The organism is Propionispora vibrioides (genome assembly GCF_900110485.1).
In the GTDB taxonomy this organism is placed as follows: domain Bacteria; phylum Bacillota; class Negativicutes; order Propionisporales; family Propionisporaceae; genus Propionispora; species Propionispora vibrioides.
Genome location: NZ_FODY01000017.1, coordinates 12,103 through 28,209 on the forward strand (window position 1 = coordinate 12,103; position 16,107 = coordinate 28,209).

Here is a 16,107-nt window from a genome sequence, read left to right on the forward strand (position 1 = left end):
CGTGTCACTTTGATTATATAAGTGGAAAGTGGGGCCTACAATCATGTTATAATGAGATTGTACCGGTACAGTTGGAGGAGAAGCTATGCCAGAATTATATACGTATATTGCCTTGGATATAGAAAAGCAGATTGCCGCCGGGGCTTACCCGAGGGGCCGGCGGCTGCCTTCCATCCGTGAGGTGGCGGATCGGTACGGTTGTTCCAAAGCCACGGCCATCAAGGCGTATGATACTTTGAAAAACAGGCATGTCATCTATTCGGTGCCCCAAAGCGGCTATTATGTGGTCGAGCATACGTTGATCAGTGAGGATATTGATCATTCAATGATTGATTTTTCCACAGGCAATCCGCTGATTGGGGCGGTACATATTCCTGATCTCAAACATTGCCTGGATCGCGCCGTAGATATCAGCAGGAATTACTCGCTCCGGCGGGATTTGCGGGGGACCTCGCCCCTGCGGGAACTGCTGCCGGGGTATTTAAGCGATTCTCAGGTGTTTACCGATCCCGGCCACATTTTTATTATGCAGGGAATACAGCAAACTTTAAGCCTGTTGACGGCCATGCCGTTCCCCAGCCGGAAGGATACCATCCTGATTGAACAGCCCACCTATCGCTATTTTATGGAGTTTTTAAAACAGTCCGCGGTTCCGGTTGCCGGCATTAGCCGGGGAGAAAACGGCATTGATCTGAACCGGCTGGAACATATTTTTAAAACGGAAAGAATAAAATTTTTCTATACCGTGCCCCGCCATCATAATCCTACCGGCGGCATTTATCCGGCGGAGCAGCGCAAAAGGATTGCTGAACTGGCGGCCAAATACGATGTATATATCGTCGAGGATGACTATTTTGGCGATGTGGCGCCTGATGCCCGCTATGATCCGATCTATGCCTACGGTGATCATCACCACCATGTTTTCCTGCGAAGTTTTTCGAAAATCATTCCCTGGTTCCGTATCGGCATTACGGTGCTGCCCACGCCGCTGCTCAAAGGGTTTGAAACCTGGATGTGGCACTCCTATTACCGGTCTTACTTTTCGGCGTCCCTGGTATCGCAGGCCACCTTGGATGTCTATATCCGCAGCAAGCTGCTGCATAAGCATGTCCGGGCTATCGAAAAAGAACTGGCCGGCCGTCTCAGGGCGGTAGCGGAGCACCGGTCGGCACTGCAGGAATGCGCGGTGCACTTTACACCTCACCCGGGCTGCTTTTATTTGTATCTGGCTTTACCGGCGCGGGTGCCGGAAACCCGTCTGATCAATGCCCTGCGCAGCCACGGTGTGCTGGTTACGCCGGGCTACTATTACTACAGCAGCCGAACTTTCTATGAACCGGGCATCCGGATCAGCCTGGCCCGCACCGCGCCTGAAGACATTCACCGGGGCCTGGAGATTATCCGCCGTGAGGTGAGAAAGTTTCTGGGTTAAACAGCAGAAAATCTAGGCAAAGTGTCTGTTAATTTGGGTGCAAAGACCGGCCGGATGCTTTATAATAGTCTTACCATATTGTAATCAATTCGTTCAAATGAGGAGAGGAAAGCGATGCGGAAACTGACCAAGATAGACATTATCACCCGTCCGGAAAAACTGGAGGAGTTGAAGGATGCCTTAAATGCCATCGGGGTGGCCGGTATGACGGTGACCCAGGTCTATGGCTGCGGTCTGTCCAAGGGGCATAAGGAAGTATATCGTGGCCGGGAAGTGACTATCAACCTGGTGCCAAAAGTCAAGGTGGAAACGGTGGTTTGCGAAGTTCCGGTGGAAAAGGTGCTGGAAGCCGCCAAACAGGCTTGCTTCACGGGGCAGATCGGCGACGGGAAGATTTTTGTGTATTCGCTGGAAAATGCGGTCAGAATCCGTACCGGCGAAGAAGGCGATATTGCTATTATCGATCCGGAATAAGCGGCAAAACCGATGAACAAGCCGGAGCTGGGGCAACCTGGCTCTTTTTTTTTTGCCGTCAGGGTGGACAGAACTGGTGGACGAAGCTTTTGAGTAACGGAAAAGTGAAGGACTGCTGGAAAAATTGAATTTAATATAATTTTTTGAAATATCAGATAAACAAGCAGGAATTTTTCAGCGCAAGTCGAAATATACTCTTTGTAAACGTTTACAGAAGCGGATGCCAAGGAAAGAGGAGCATTGTGTTGAAGACAGCAGATTCTGCCAATGGTAATGCAGCAACGATTAAAGATGTGGCCCGTCAGGCCGGTGTATCGATAGCCACTGTTTCCCGCATCCTGAACGGCAGTGCCGGTGTGTCGCCTGCCTTGACTGAACGGGTGCAGCAAGCCGTCGATGCATTAGGCTATCAGCCCAATGCGGTGGCCCGGGCCTTGAAAGTGAAGGAGTCCCACAGTATCGGCCTGATTATACCGGATATTGAAAATCCCTTCTTTCCGGCACTGGTCAGAGGTGTGGAGGATATGGCGCGCAGCCATGATTATGCGGTGATTTTGTGCAACTCTGATGGCGTGGGAAGCGAGGAGGAGCGTTACATCCGGCTGCTGCACGGCAAACAGGTGGATGGCGTGATTTTCACCGGCGGTGCCAACAGCGATTCCAGCATGGAACTTTTGTCTTCGCTGCCGATTCCGACTGTCAGCCTGGACCGTCAGTCCAAGCGGGTGCATATGAGCTCGGTTGTGGTGGACAATGTATACGGGGCTGCGCTGGCCGTACGCCATTTGGTGGAATTAGGCGGCCGACGAATTGCCTTTATCGGCGGGTCGCCGCAATTGTCGGTCGCCGCCGAGCGGTTTAAGGGTTATGGCCAGGTGCTGGCTGAGTACGGATTGCCCTTGGACGAAGGACTGATTTTACACGGCGATTTTACCTATGACAGCGGTTACCAGAATGCCTGGCTGCTGCTGGAGAAAGAGCGCGAGTTTGACGCGGTGTTTGCTGCCAATGACATGATTGCCATTGGGGTTATTGAATGTCTGGCGGCCAGGGGAATCCGCGTTCCCCAGGATGTCCGGGTAGCCGGTTACGACGATATTCGCCTGGCTGGCTGGTATAAGCCTGCGCTGACTACTGTACGGCAGCCCGTCTATGAAATGGGGCAGGAGGCAGTCAGACTGCTGCTTCATTTGCTGGGCAGCCCGACGCAGGATATGGTGGAGAAACGGTTTCGTCCCGAGTTGATTGTGCGGCAGTCGACAGGGGGGGACGAATAAAAAGGAGGAGAGCGAATCGATGACTGGCAGAATGAGAGGTTCGGTGCAGACTCGGCCTATCCTGGTGGTTGGCAGCCTGAACATGGATTTGGTGGCGACGGCCAAGCGCCTGCCGCAAAGCGGCGAGACGGTATTCGGGCAAAGTTTTGCAACCTTTCCGGGCGGCAAGGGGGCTAACCAGGCAGTAGCTGCCGGTAAACTGGGGGGCCGGGTGATCATGGCCGGTTGTGTGGGCAGTGATGTGTTTGGCGAGGCGTTGTTACACAGCCTGACCGAGAGCGGCGTGACAAGCGCCTGTGTGCGGCAGGTGGCGGGAGCGACGGGGACGGCCCTAATCACGGTGGCTGAGAGCGGCGACAATATGATCGTGGTGGTGCCCGGTGCCAACGAATGCTGTGCGCCGCAGGATGTGGATGCCGCCTTGGCTGTGCTGCCGGAACCAGGCATCCTGCTGGTGCAGCATGAGGTGCCGTCCGCTACGGTGGAATATGCCGTTCGAGCCGCTAAACAGACCGGCTGGACGGTTATCCTCAATCCGGCGCCGGCCCGGCCGTTGCCGGCCAAGCTGCTGTCCCTGGTGGATATCATTACCCCCAATGAGACGGAGGCCACGGCGTTGACCGGCCTGCCGGTAACCAATCCGGCTGATGCTAAATTGGCTGCCGGCCGGCTGCTGAAGCAAGGGGTCAAGCAGGTGATTATTACCATGGGAGCCCAGGGAGCTTTCTATATGACACCGGGAAGCGAGGCTGTTATACCGCCGATTGCGGTGACGGCTGTCGATACAACAGCGGCCGGGGACGCTTATACCGGCGCGCTGGCCGCCGCCTTGGGGGAAGGCCAGGCTATGCCGGAAGCTTTGCGTTTTGCCGCGGTGGCGGCGGGTTTGGCAGTGACGCGGCCGGGGGCGCAGGCAGCCTTGCCCTGGCGCGGCGAAGTCGACCGTTATTTGGAGGATAAGGAGAGAACATTGGTATGAAAAAAATTGGGACACTCAATCAGGGGTTAAGTGAAGTGCTGGCCGGTATGGGCCATTACGATATGCTGGTCATTGCCGATGCCGGGCTGCCCATCCCGCCAGGGGTACGGCGGATCGATTTGGCACTGACGACAGGGGTGCCCGGTTTTGTGCAGACGCTGGCGGTTATTTTGTCGGAGCTGCAGGTGGAAAGCGCGGTGATTGCCGGAGAAATGGAAACCTGCAGTCCCGCCTTGCGGGAAAGGATTGGCGGCCTGCTGACAGGGATTCCGGTCGATACGGTGAGCCACGAAGAGTTAAAAAAACTGACCCGCCAGGCTGTGGCAGTCGTACGGACCGGGGAATTTACGCCTTATGCCAACATCATTTTAAAATCCGGCGTGGTTTTTTAAGGAGGGAGAGCTGTGGAGGATAAACCGTTGCTTGCCATGAAGGGGATTGTTAAAGAATTTCCGGGGGTCAAGGCGCTTAAGGCAGTGGATTTTTCCCTGCAGCCCGGTGAAATTCATGCACTACTGGGGGAAAACGGTGCGGGAAAATCGACGCTAATGAAGGTGCTCAGCGGCGTATACAGCCAAGATGCCGGTGAAATTTGGCTGGATGGCCGGCAGGTACGGTTCGCCGGGCCGCGGGAGGCTCAGGCGCTGGGCATCGGCATTATCCATCAGGAGCTTAATCTGGTACCGGAGCTTACGGTAATGGAGAATATTTTTCTCGGCCGGGAGCCGCGTCATTCATTCGGTTTTGTCGATAAGCGGACGATGGAGCGGGAAACGGCCGCCGTGCTGGCCAAGCTGGGAACGGACATCCGGCCCGAAACCGTAGTGTCCGAACTGAGTATCGGTGCTCAGCAAATGGTGGAAATCGCCAAGGCACTGGCCGGCAGGACCCGCATTCTTATTATGGATGAGCCGACGGCCGCGCTGACCGAACGGGAAACGGAGCGACTGTTCACTATCATCCGTCAGTTGGCAGCGGAGGGAGTCGGCATTGTATACATTTCTCACCGTATGGAGGAGCTGTTTGCCGTCAGCCAGCGGATTACCGTGATGCGGGACGGCAGCTATATTGGCACCGTGCCGACCGGGGAAATCAGCTTTGATCAACTGGTCAGAATGATGGTAGGCCGGGAGTTAACCGACCGCTTTCCCAAGCAACCGGCGACAATTGGCCGGGAGGTTCTGCAGGTAGAGCGTTTGTCGCGGCAGGAAGTGCTCCGTGATGTTTCTCTCACCGTTCATGCCGGGGAAATCGTCGGTGTGGCCGGCCTAATGGGAGCCGGACGGACGGAGCTGGCCCGGGCGCTGTTTGGTGCCGATCCGATTGACAGCGGCCGTATCGTCGTTGACGGTCAGGCGCAGGCAATTCATTCGCCTCGTGACGCTATCGCTGCCGGCATTGGACTGATTACGGAAGACCGCAAACAGCAGGGGCTGGTGCTCTCTATGTCGGTGGGCGACAACCTGTCGCTAGCCGCACTCAAGGAGGTTTGCCGCCGCAGCTTTATCAGTGGCACTGCCGAAACCGGGGCGGTACGGGAACAGATTGCTACGCTGAAGATCAAAACACCCAGCGGGGATCAACTGGTAAAGAATTTAAGCGGCGGCAATCAGCAAAAGGTGGTCATCGGCAAATGGCTGCTGACCAAACCGAAGGTGCTGATTATGGATGAGCCGACCCGTGGCGTCGATGTGGGGGCCAAGACAGAGATTTACCAGATTATGAATATGTTGACTGCTGCCGGGGTGGGGATTTTGATGATATCCTCCGAGCTGCCCGAAATTCTGGGGATGAGTGACCGTATTCTGGTCATGCATCGGGGGCGGATTGCCGGAGAACTGGCGGCAGCCGAAGCGACGCAGGAAGAGATTATGGCCTTTGCGGCAGGAGGGTAAGACGGTGGCACATATGACAAGCATACGGGAAAAGGGAGCTGTGCTCCGAAAACTGGGACCGTTACTGGGCTTTATCGCGTTGTGCGCGATTCTCGCCGTAATATCCGACCGGTTTCTGACCGTCAGCAACCTGCTGAATGTGGCCCGGCAGATTTCACTCAACGCCATCATCAGTGTGGGCATGACGTTGGTTATTCTGACCGGCGGCATTGATTTGTCGGTTGGGTCCATCGTGGCCATGGCTGGCAGCCTGACCGCCGGACTGCTGCTGAGCGGCTGGGGCGCCGGCACCGCAATCGTGGCAGGCCTTGTCCTGGGAACGGTTTTGGGTTTGCTGAACGGACTTTTAATTACCAAGGGGAAAATACCGGCTTTTATTGCCACCATGGGGATGATGACCATTGTCCGGGGCTATACGCTGGTGTATACCGACGGACGGCCAATCACCGGCCTGAGTGAGGAATTTCGCTGGTTAGGCGGCGGCTATCTGGGAGGCATTCCGGTGCCGGTCATCATTATGGCGTTGATTTTTGCCGGTGCCTATATATTTTTGAAGCATAACCGGTTTGGCCGGTACATCTATGCCATTGGCGGCAATGAAGAGGCTGCCCGTCTGTCGGGCATTCAGACCAAATACATCCTGGCCGGTGTGTATGGTATTGCCGGGCTGCTGTCCGCCGTGAGCGGCATTATCCTGACTTCCCGGCTGAATTCGGCGCAGCCGACGGCGGGCATGGGCTTTGAAATGGATGCCATTGCCGCTGTCGTACTGGGTGGCACCAGCCTGTCGGGCGGTGTGGGGACGATTGGCGGTACATTGATCGGGGCCATGATTATCGGTGTACTGGATAACGGCCTTAATTTACTGAATGTTTCCTCTTTTTATCAACAGGTTGCCAAGGGGATTGTGATTCTTTTGGCAGTGCTGCTTGATCGTAAGAGAAGCAAATAAAGAAAGAGGACTGACACGTTGGAAAGAGGAGGCGATGCCTGGAACGATCGGGTACCTTGTTCGGAAATTCTTATCAGAAAAAAGGGGGAGACGTATGTTTACAGGTTTGCGTACGAAAAAGGTGTGGACTATCCTGACGGCCATGCTGGCCAGTATGTTTTTGCTTGCCGGGTGCGGCGGCGGTTCGGGTGGACAACAGGCTCAGACGGAGAAAAAGCAGGTGGTAGGTCTTTCGATTTCAACCCTGAACAACCCATTTTTTGTTGACTTGAAGGAAGGGGCCGAAGCGGCAGCCAAAGCGGCCAATATTGAGCTGGTCGTAATGGACGCGCAAAATGATGCGTCCAAGCAAATGGCCAACATTGAAAATCTGATTGAGAAAAAGGTCAATGTGATTATTGTCAATCCGGTAGATTCCAAAGCCATTGTATCGGCGGTGGAAGCGGCTAACAAAGCTAATATTCCGGTGATTACCGTGGACAGAGGCGCTGAGGGCGGCAAAATTGTCAGCGCTATTGCCTCGGATAACGTGGCCGGCGGCAAGATGGCCGGACAGTATATTGTCGACAAGCTGGGCGGTAAGGGCAAAGTAGTGGAACTGGAAGGCGTACCGGGAACTTCGGCCGCCAATGACCGCGGCAAAGGCTTCAATGAAGCTATTAAAGCGGCTGCCGGCATCAGCGTGGTTGCCAAACAGCCGGCTGATTTTGACCGGGCTAAAGGGATGAAGGTTATGGAAAACATCCTGCAGGCCAATCCGGAGATTCAGGCTGTATTTGCCCATAACGATGAAATGGCGCTGGGCGCGCTGGAAGCCATTAAGGCAGCTAACCGTACCGGTGTGATGGTAGTCGGCTTTGATGCCAATGCCGATGCTGTGAAGGCGGTCAATGAAGGAACGCTGGCAGCAACGGTAGCTCAAAAACCGAAAGATATGGGTAAAATCGCCATTGAAACTTCCTTGCAGGTTATTAAGGGAGAAACCGTTCAGCCGGCTATTCCGGTTGCGCTGGAACTAGTGGTTAAAAAATAAGCTGATTTGACTGGACTATAAAAATAAACTACAGGCTGCCTGAGGGCGGCCTGTAGTTTATTTTGGGGCATAGTTGCGGCATGGAACCGGCGTTTGTCGGCGGTGATTATGGGATGAAAAAAGCAGGAAGATAGGAGGTGTATGCTGAATATACTGTAGTAGTCCACCAAGCCTAAATTCACAGTGTTCTTATCGCGAGATTTTCCGACCAGCTTTGTTGGCGTCGCCTTACATATGTCCGATATGTGCGGCTCCTTCGCCTAGCTGGACGGAAAATCTCGCGCAATTCAGCCTGCGACCTTAGGCTTGGTGGACTACTGGAAAGGGAGTCTGTCATGAATGCACATTTACACGCAATCGAAACCAAAATAGGAGACGGAGTACGGTTGAGCAAGGAGGATGGTCTGGCCCTGTTCGCCTGCCAGGATCTTAGCTGGCTGGGCTATTTGGCCGATCAGGTGCGTCAGCGCATCAGCGGTGATTATGTTTACTTTAATGTAAACAGACATATTAATCTGACTAATATCTGCACCTCCCGGTGCAAATTCTGCGCCTTCGGCTGCGATGCCGACAGCCGCCAGGCTTACCAAATGAGCAAGGAGCGGGTGCTGGAAATCGCGCGGCAGGCCGCGACTGATCCGGACTTAAAGGAGCTGCATATTGTCAGCGGTCTGCATCCCGAATGGCCGTTTGACTATTATGTGGATGTGATAGCCAGCCTGAAACAGGCTTTACCCGGTATCCACTTGAAGGCCTTTACGGCAGTAGAGATTTGCCATTTTGCCAAGGTGTCGGGAAAACCGGTGCGGGAGGTTTTGCAAATCCTCCAGACGGCCGGGGTGGATTCATTACCCGGCGGCGGCGCGGAAATCCTGTCCGACCGGGTACGGCAAATGCTTTGCCCCAATAAAGCTACCGCGGCCGAATGGCTGCAAGCCAGTTACGAGGCGCACCGCCTGGGGCTAAAGAGCAATGCCAGCATGCTGTACGGCCATGTGGAAACGCTGGAGGAGCGGGTGGACCATCTGCTGGCGCTCAGGGCGCTGCAGGATGAAACCGGCGGCTTTCAAACGTTTATCTGCTTTCCGTTTCACTCGAAAAATACCGAATTGGGGCATTTGGCGCGCACCAGCCAGTGGGACGATCTGAAAACCATGGCGATTTCCCGGCTGCTGCTGGATAATTTTAAAAATATCAAGGCTTACTGGATTATGCTGACCCTCCCTTTGGCCCAATTAGCCCTGGGCTTTGGTGCCAACGATATGGACGGTACAGTGAGTGAGGAGAAGATTATGCATGCTGCAGGGGCCAAATCGGCGAAAAGTTTAGAAAAGACAACAATAATTGAAACGATCAGGCAAGTCGGCCGTATTCCGGTGCAACGTGATTCTATGTATAATATTTTAAAAGTGTTATAATATAGAAGATAGACGAAACAGCTGTAAGATTAGGGCGGCTGTTTTTCTTTTATTGCAGTTTATTGTCTTATTGGCGGAAAGGAAACCGGTTATGCCAGGTATTGTGCAAGCGGAAAATTTGGGTAAGACTTATGGCGGCTTTAAAGCCTTGAAGGGGATATCCTTTACGATCGAAGAGCGGCAGTGTGTCGGCTTTCTCGGTCATAACGGCGCCGGCAAATCGACCACCATGCGCATGCTGTACGGCTTGTCTACTGTGGAGGAGGGTTCGCTGCACCTGTTCGGCCAGCCGGTGGCGCCGCTGACGCCGCCGGCGCTGAAAGCGCTGCTGGGCATTGTGCCGCAGGAGGACAATCTGGACGTGGAGCTGACGGTACTGGAGAATTTGGAGATTTACGGCGGTTATTTTGGACTCAGCCGCCAGGAGGCCCGCCAGCGGGGATTGGAGCTGTTGCAATTCATGGGGCTGGAGGACAAAGTGACGGCTACCGTGGAGTCGTTGTCCGGCGGTTCGAAACGCAAGCTGGTCATTGCCAGAGCGCTCCTCAACCGGCCGAAAATGATCATTCTGGATGAGCCGACTACCGGTCTGGACCCGCAGGCTCGCCGGCAGGTGTGGCAAAAGCTGAGACAGCTTAAGGCCGAGGGCGCTACCTTGGTGTTGACCACTCATTATATGGAGGAGGCGGCTCAGCTTTGCGACCGGTTGCTGGTGATGAACGAGGGGCTGATTTTGGCCGAGGGCAGTCCGGAGGAGCTGGTGAAACGGTATGTCCGGCCCTATGTGATTGAGGTGCGGGTGCCATCCGATCAGGTTCCGGCTGATTTTGCCGGTCAGGTGGCCCGGTTGGGCGGCGAGGCTGTTTATTTGGCCGATGACCTGTTTGTCTTTTGTGAGGATGGGGACCGGCTCTGGCGGGAATTGGCCAGCCTGGGTGTGCCGCAGCATGCCTGTTATCTGCGCAGCTCGCATCTGGAGGATGTGTTTTTGAAGCTGACAGGAAGGAGAGGCGAAGCATGACATTGCAGGTTCTGTCTGTCCTGAAACGGCATCTGACGGTGTTTCGCCGGACACTGATTACCAATGTAACCTATAGTCTGATTGAACCGCTGCTGTATCTTTCAGCCATGGGCTTCGGTGTAGGCAGCTACGTGGAGGCAATGGACGGTATGAGCTATATGCAGTTCATTGCGCCGGGCATGGTGGCTTCGTCGGCTATGTGGGCATCCACCTTTGAATGCACCTACGGCAGTTTTATGCGGCTTCATTTTGAAAAGACCTTTCACGCTATGCTGGCGGCGCCTGTTTCGGTAGGCGACGTGGTGGCCGGTGAAATTCTGTTTGCCGCGATTAAAAATATCGTGTTTGGCTCGGTCGTGCTGGCCGTTGTTGCCGCATTGGGGCAGGTGCATTCACTTTGGGCCTTGCTGATCCCGCTGTTCCTGGTACTGCCGGGCCTGGTTTTTGCCATACTGGCACTGATTTATACAGGAAGTATAAAACATATTGATTATTTGAATTACTATATTACACTCTTTATTACGCCGCTTTTTTTGTTTTCCGGTGTATTCTTTCCGGCTTCTTCGCTGCCCGGCTGGGCGCAGGCGCTCCTGTGGGCCAATCCGCTGTTTCACACGGTGGAGGTTTGCCGGGCTCTGGCGTTAGGGCAGCTGGCGCCGGGACTGTGGAGCCATGTTAGCGTGTTGCTGGTGCTGACCGTCTTGCTGGCCAGACTGCCAGTTCGATTGATTAGCAGGCAGTTGATCAGTTAACGTTATGCCGGTGGCCATAATATGATACAATATACAGAAAAACTATAAATTGGCAGCACCTGCCGCCGTGCCCTCGCCCTAGCGGGGCAGACTGCCGTGAGACAATTTCAGGGAGGGTTTATTATTAATTTTCAGCCGATTCGTTTAGCGGATAAACCGCTATTTGACAGTTTTCTTCGTAAACGGCGTTATGAAAACGCTCATTTTAGCTTTACTAATCTGTTTATGTGGCGCAGCGGATTCCAGGTGGAATGGGCGCTGCTTGGCGAACATCTCTGCATCCGGGCGGCCTGGGATGGCGAGCATTATATTCTGCCGCCCTTTGGTGCGCCCGATCAAGGCATGGGTGATGCTTTGGACCGTTTGGCGGAGCATTTTGCCGCCCAGGGATGGCCACTGGTCATTCGCGGGGCCGAGGCCTTTATGACCGAAGAATTGAATGCGCTGCGGCCGGGCCTGCTGCGGTGGGAAGCAGACGAGGATAATTTTGACTATGTTTACAACACCCAGGACCTGATTGATCTGTCGGGCCGCAAATATCATTCCAAGAAAAATCATCTAAACAGTTTTAAACGGTCCTACAGTGACTATTCCTATGTGCCGCTGACGCCTGATCTGGTTCCGGCCTGTCTGGAGGTGGCCCAAAATTGGTGGCTGCAGCAGCCAGACAGCGAGGATGTCAGCCTGAAGCTGGAGCAGCAGGCTATCGCCGACGCGCTGGGTAATATGGAGTATTTGGGTTTGAACGGCGGAGCCATCCTGCTCTCCGGGCAGGTTGCCGCGTTTACCTTCGGCGAGCGATTGAATGAGGATACGGCGGTTGCCCATGTGGAAAAGGGCAACCCGGAAATCCGCGGCGTATTTACCGCTATCAATCAGGAATACTGCCGCAACACCTGGGCGCATATTCCTTATATCAACCGGGAAGAGGATATGGGCATTCCCGGTCTGCGCAAGGCGAAGCAGTCGTATCATCCGGTGACAATGATCAAGAAATATGTGGGTACTTTGCAGAAATAAATAAAAGAAGCGGGCAGGAATACATCCTGTCCGCTTTTTCAGGCAGCCTCAAGCGGGGCTGCCGTATTTATTGGCATAAAGTTTTATAAAAATAGCTATAATATCCGGATCAAACTGAGTGGCGGCGTTGCGTGTCAGCTGGCGGATGGCCTCTTGATGGGATATACTTTCCCGGTACGGACGAGTGGAGGTCATGGCCTGATAGCTGTCGGCCACTGCGATAATCCGGGACCCCAGCGGGATGTCAGTGCCGGCTAAGGAACTGGGATAACCGGTGCCGTCCCAGCGGGCGTGATGGTGCAAAATGATATCCGACACATGGCTGAGAAAAGGAATGCCGGCGATAATCCGTGCTCCGATGACCGGATGCTGCTTGATCATATCCCATTCTTCGTCGGTCAGTGGTTCGGGTTTATTTAGAATAGGTGTGGGAATGCCGATCTTGCCGATGTCATGCAAAATGGCGGCAAAATTAATCTGAAACAACTGATCGTCAGGCAGGTGCAGCGCCTGTCCGATATGTAAGGCGATGTCGGCCACTTCCGAGGAATGGCTGTAGGTATAAGTGTCCTTAGCCTCCAGGGCATTGATCAGTGATTCGATGACTGATAGCAGCATATTCTCCCGCTCATTGCTCAACCGGCAGGCCAGTTGATTGATTTGCGAAGCCAGAAGTGATAATTCGTCGCTGCCGTCGATTTCAAGATCGATGTCCAGTTTGCCGCTAGCTAGCTGCTGAATGGCCCGCTGGACCAGGCTGAGCCGGCGGGAAAAGTAGCGGGCTAGCAGGTAGCAGCACAGGGCGGAGCCGATACCGGCCACGGCAAAGGCGGTGACCAGATATTCGCCGGAGAGGAGGCTGCTGCTTACCGGGCTTTGTTGGATCAGGATGTCGGCCGGAGCATGGAAGAGCAGGCTGGCAATCATAAACAGCGAAAATAGGCAGCAAAACATACAGGTATAGAAAAACTTGGTCCGCAGCGGAAACAGATAGTGGGTAACCATATACACTCCTGATGTCGTAATTAATGATAGGCTGATACCGTACTGGACAAGGCTGTTGAGTTACATAATCTTATATTAATATTTCTTTGCAAAGTGGCAATTACCTTCCCCTTTTTGAGCTGGTCCGCTAATTTTGCGGCGAGGTGAAAAATAGGCAGGCGACAGCGGGACAATATGATATAATAGGGATATTACGTTGCTTTAACAGGAGGTAGCGTCCATGTATAGGAAGCCTTTATTTGAAAATGATGTTCCGGCTGTACGCGCTTAACTAACGGGGAGCGTGCCGCAAGCCCTCCCCTGGATAAGGAAAAAGGGAGGACGGAACATTGAGGGAATATCTTGGATCGTTGTATTTAATAGCCGCCGCCAGTATTTGGGGCGGTATGTATGTGGTTAGCAAACAGGTACTGGCTGTCGTTGAACCGTTGGAACTGGTCTGGCTGCGTTATGTGGTAGCGCTGGCGGCACTGGTGGTCATGGGGTTGGCAACCGGCCAGTCCTGGAAGGTTCGGCGCCGGGATGTGCCGCTTATTTTGCTGATCGGCCTGATCGGCTACTGCATTTCGATTTGGGCCCAGTTTGCCGGAACGCAGCTTTCTTCCGCTCAGATGGGGGCGGTCATTACCTCGGCGACACCGGCCTTTATGGTGGTATTTGCCCGCTGGCTGCTTAACGAGCGGATTACGGTGCGAAAAGCCGCGGCCGTTGCGCTGGCAACCGCCGGTGTGCTGCTGATTGTCGGTGGCGGTGACGGGAGCGGTTCGTTTCAACTGGGCGGTGCGGTACTGGTGGTGGCAGCGTTGACCTGGGCCTTGATGTCGGTGCTGGTCAAGCGGGTGCCGAACGGTTATTCGGCACTGGTGGTCACTACCTATGGCATTTTGACGGCCGCCTTAGTTATGACTCCCTTTGTTCTGGGCCGGAACGACCTGGTGCGGCTGGTAGCAGACAGCCTGACGGTTTGGCCGGGGCTTTTGTATCTGGGCATTGTATCCACAGCCGGTGCCTTTTATTTTTGGAATAAGGGGTTGCAGTTAGTGGATGCCGCCCGAGGCGGTTTGTATTTTTTCTTTCAGCCCCTGGTGGGAACTCTGCTGGGTTGGCTGTTTCTCGGGGAACAGGTGGGCTGGACTTTCTGGCTGGGAGTGGGTGGCATTCTCAGTGGGGTTCTGCTGGTCATCCGGGAATAGGACACGGTTCAATGGTAGTTCGTTGATAAAGGGGGCAGAACGATTAAGCACACCGGCATAAATCAGCAAACTCTTCGTATCGTCATTCTGGCCGCCATAGCAGTTTTGGCGGCGGTCGTTTATGTGACACAGCCTGAATTCATTCACCGGCTGATGCGCTACGTTGTGCATGGCGATGTCCGAGGCAGTATTGCTTTCATTCAGTCTTACGGACCGTATGCGATTCTGGTTGCCTTTGTTTTGGTAGTCCTGGTCAATATCGTGGCCGTATTGCCGAATATTTTTCTGTTGGCCGCTAACGGTATATTATTTGGGGTGACCTGGGGAACCGTCATTTCCTGGCTGGGTGAGTCGCTGGGCGTGATCATCAGCTTTTTGCTGATGCGTTATCTGTTCCATGACTGGGCCCATGCCATTATTGAACGAAGCGAAGGTTTAAAAAAGATAGACGAGTTCAGCGGCCGGCGGGGATTTGTGATTATGCTGTTTGCCCGCTGTATTCCCTATATTCCTTCCGGCCTGATTACCGCCTTGGGCGCCGTGAGCAGTATCCGGATTAGGGATTATGCGGTGGCCACGCTGATCGGAAAGCTGCCTTCGGCAGCTATCGAGGTAACTATGGGGCATGATTTGCTTTTGTACCGGCAGCATTCGCCCCGGCTGTTTATTCTGGCGGCGCTATCGGTAGCAGCCTATTTCGTTTTTTTGCACTATAAAAAGGTCTTTGAGCACAAAGACCCGGAATAAGCTAGGTAACCATTGATTAATTCACGCTGTGCGTCCTGACGGAGCTTTTTCCGCCTGGCGGCGTCAGCAAAACCTTGAAATAGGGGCCGCTATTCCTGCGCTTTTACTCTCTTGCCAGGCGAAAAAATCTCTCGCCAGCCAGGTTCATTTAATCAGTGCTTACCTAGAGGTTTTGCCAACCGGCAACCGTAGTTTGACAAAAAACAACTGACTGGCCCTCGCGGCCAGTCAGTTGTTTTCCGGTTATTGCTGTTCCAGGGTCACCTGACAAGCGGCAGGGCGGGCCTTTTTCTGCTTGTACGCCAGATAGCGCTGCTTTCCCTGTTCAAACAGACAGGCTTCTTCCTCGCTGGTGATTTCCAGAGTGGGAACCGGGTGCGGTCTGCCGTTTTCATCCAGAGCCACAAAGGTAAAGAAGGCGGTCAGCGCCGTTTTGGCCGGTTCCTCTTTCGACAAATCCTCCATCGTCACGGTAATGGATATTTCCATCGAGCTTTTGCCGACAAAGGTTAATTGTCCGTGGCAGGTAACCACGTTGCCGATAAAGATGGGATGATGGAATTCCAACTCGTCAACCCGGGCGGTGACGACATTGGTGCGGGCATGCCGCCGGGCGACGACGGCGGCCGCCGTGTCCATCAGTTTTATGATTTCGCCGCCGTGGACATGACCGGCGGGATTGGCGTGCTCCGGCAGCATGACCGAGGACATAATCACCTTGGACTGGCCGACTGTTTTTGTACTCATTTGTTTTCCTCCGTCAGCGGTAATCGGGCCAAAGGCCCGGCAGCCGCAGGCTGATAATATAGGGTTAGTATCTTGTCCGGTTTAAGCCTGTCTTTTGGAGCTGATAAGGCACCGGACCGGTATGTCTACTATAGCACTGGCCGGTGCGCCTTGCAAGAGCAG

Annotated in this window: 16 protein-coding genes; 14 read left to right on the forward strand and 2 right to left on the reverse strand. The window is 54.0% G+C overall.

All coding sequences use genetic code 11. The features are described 5' to 3' along the window. Positions 1–85: 85 nt before the first annotated feature. The 12 genes from BMW43_RS13335 (at position 86) to BMW43_RS13390 (ending at position 12,253) form a co-directional block, all read left to right on the forward strand. Positions 86–1,432, forward strand: a complete 1,347-nt coding sequence (locus BMW43_RS13335) for an aminotransferase-like domain-containing protein (RefSeq protein WP_091748422.1) — start codon at positions 86–88, stop codon at positions 1,430–1,432. A 114-nt stretch (positions 1,433–1,546) separates the two neighbouring features. Further along, positions 1,547–1,906, forward strand: coding sequence for a P-II family nitrogen regulator (locus tag BMW43_RS13340; RefSeq protein WP_091748425.1), 360 nt, complete (start codon positions 1,547–1,549; stop codon positions 1,904–1,906). A gap of 242 nt (positions 1,907–2,148) precedes the next feature. Beyond that, positions 2,149–3,183: a LacI family DNA-binding transcriptional regulator gene (locus BMW43_RS13345; RefSeq protein ID WP_245732452.1), complete on the forward strand. Its 1,035-nt coding sequence runs from the start codon at positions 2,149–2,151 to the stop codon at positions 3,181–3,183. 19 nt (positions 3,184–3,202) lie between these two features. Then, the gene (gene rbsK, locus BMW43_RS13350) at positions 3,203–4,162 is read left to right on the forward strand and encodes a ribokinase (RefSeq protein ID WP_245732454.1); all 960 of its coding nucleotides are present in this window, start codon (positions 3,203–3,205) and stop codon (positions 4,160–4,162) included. Continuing rightward, positions 4,159–4,554, forward strand: coding sequence for a D-ribose pyranase (gene rbsD, locus BMW43_RS13355; RefSeq protein ID WP_091748427.1), 396 nt, complete (start codon positions 4,159–4,161; stop codon positions 4,552–4,554). Before rbsK ends, rbsD begins: the two co-directional genes overlap by 4 nt. Positions 4,555–4,566: 12 nt before the next feature. After that, positions 4,567–6,057: a sugar ABC transporter ATP-binding protein gene (locus tag BMW43_RS13360; protein ID WP_245732456.1), complete on the forward strand. Its 1,491-nt coding sequence runs from the start codon at positions 4,567–4,569 to the stop codon at positions 6,055–6,057. Positions 6,058–6,070: 13 nt separating this feature from the next. Continuing rightward, positions 6,071–7,009, forward strand: a complete 939-nt coding sequence (locus tag BMW43_RS13365) for an ABC transporter permease (protein ID WP_091748601.1) — start codon at positions 6,071–6,073, stop codon at positions 7,007–7,009. 94 nt (positions 7,010–7,103) lie between these two features. After that, positions 7,104–8,042 (forward strand): ribose ABC transporter substrate-binding protein RbsB, encoded by a 939-nt coding sequence (rbsB, locus tag BMW43_RS13370; RefSeq protein WP_091748429.1) that lies wholly within the window; start codon positions 7,104–7,106, stop codon positions 8,040–8,042. Positions 8,043–8,377: 335 nt separating this feature from the next. Beyond that, positions 8,378–9,460: an aminofutalosine synthase MqnE gene (gene mqnE, locus BMW43_RS13375; RefSeq protein WP_091748432.1), complete on the forward strand. Its 1,083-nt coding sequence runs from the start codon at positions 8,378–8,380 to the stop codon at positions 9,458–9,460. A 91-nt stretch (positions 9,461–9,551) separates the two neighbouring features. Then, the gene (locus BMW43_RS13380; protein ID WP_091748604.1) at positions 9,552–10,481 is read left to right on the forward strand and encodes an ABC transporter ATP-binding protein; all 930 of its coding nucleotides are present in this window, start codon (positions 9,552–9,554) and stop codon (positions 10,479–10,481) included. Then, positions 10,478–11,233, forward strand: coding sequence for an ABC transporter permease (locus tag BMW43_RS13385; RefSeq protein WP_091748435.1), 756 nt, complete (start codon positions 10,478–10,480; stop codon positions 11,231–11,233). Before BMW43_RS13380 ends, BMW43_RS13385 begins: the two co-directional genes overlap by 4 nt. Before the next feature lie 96 nt (positions 11,234–11,329). Further along, positions 11,330–12,253 (forward strand): DUF2156 domain-containing protein, encoded by a 924-nt coding sequence (locus BMW43_RS13390; protein WP_091748438.1) that lies wholly within the window; start codon positions 11,330–11,332, stop codon positions 12,251–12,253. A gap of 48 nt (positions 12,254–12,301) precedes the next feature. Here BMW43_RS13390 and BMW43_RS13395 read toward each other — a convergent pair whose 3' ends face one another. Continuing rightward, on the reverse strand, positions 12,302–13,258 hold the full coding sequence (locus BMW43_RS13395; protein ID WP_091748441.1) for an HD-GYP domain-containing protein: 957 nt from the start codon (positions 13,256–13,258) through the stop codon (positions 12,302–12,304). A 329-nt stretch (positions 13,259–13,587) separates the two neighbouring features. On the opposite strand from BMW43_RS13395, the gene BMW43_RS13400 reads away from it, so the two are divergent. Continuing rightward, a complete protein-coding gene (locus BMW43_RS13400; protein ID WP_091748444.1) occupies positions 13,588–14,451 on the forward strand; it encodes a DMT family transporter in 864 nt (287 codons plus the stop codon). A 123-nt stretch (positions 14,452–14,574) separates the two neighbouring features. After that, a complete protein-coding gene (locus BMW43_RS13405) occupies positions 14,575–15,198 on the forward strand; it encodes a TVP38/TMEM64 family protein (RefSeq protein ID WP_091748447.1) in 624 nt (207 codons plus the stop codon). 243 nt (positions 15,199–15,441) lie between these two features. Here the strand turns inward: BMW43_RS13405 and BMW43_RS13410 are convergent, their stop codons facing one another. After that, complete coding sequence (locus tag BMW43_RS13410) at positions 15,442–15,945, reverse strand: acyl-CoA thioesterase (RefSeq protein ID WP_091748450.1); 504 nt, start codon at positions 15,943–15,945, stop codon at positions 15,442–15,444. Positions 15,946–16,107: the final 162 nt, after the last annotated feature.

Coding starts and splice junctions, on each gene's coding strand:
- BMW43_RS13335 (WP_091748422.1), top strand. CDS start 86: ATGCCAGAATTATATACGTATATTGCCTTGGATATAGAAAAGCAGATT.
- BMW43_RS13340 (WP_091748425.1), top strand. CDS start 1,547: ATGCGGAAACTGACCAAGATAGACATTATCACCCGTCCGGAAAAACTG.
- rbsK (WP_245732454.1), top strand. CDS start 3,203: ATGACTGGCAGAATGAGAGGTTCGGTGCAGACTCGGCCTATCCTGGTG.
- rbsD (WP_091748427.1), top strand. CDS start 4,159: ATGAAAAAAATTGGGACACTCAATCAGGGGTTAAGTGAAGTGCTGGCC.
- BMW43_RS13365 (WP_091748601.1), top strand. CDS start 6,071: ATGACAAGCATACGGGAAAAGGGAGCTGTGCTCCGAAAACTGGGACCG.
- rbsB (WP_091748429.1), top strand. CDS start 7,104: ATGTTTACAGGTTTGCGTACGAAAAAGGTGTGGACTATCCTGACGGCC.
- mqnE (WP_091748432.1), top strand. CDS start 8,378: ATGAATGCACATTTACACGCAATCGAAACCAAAATAGGAGACGGAGTA.
- BMW43_RS13380 (WP_091748604.1), top strand. CDS start 9,552: ATGCCAGGTATTGTGCAAGCGGAAAATTTGGGTAAGACTTATGGCGGC.
- BMW43_RS13385 (WP_091748435.1), top strand. CDS start 10,478: ATGACATTGCAGGTTCTGTCTGTCCTGAAACGGCATCTGACGGTGTTT.
- BMW43_RS13395 (WP_091748441.1), bottom strand. CDS start 13,258: ATGGTTACCCACTATCTGTTTCCGCTGCGGACCAAGTTTTTCTATACC.
- BMW43_RS13410 (WP_091748450.1), bottom strand. CDS start 15,945: ATGAGTACAAAAACAGTCGGCCAGTCCAAGGTGATTATGTCCTCGGTC.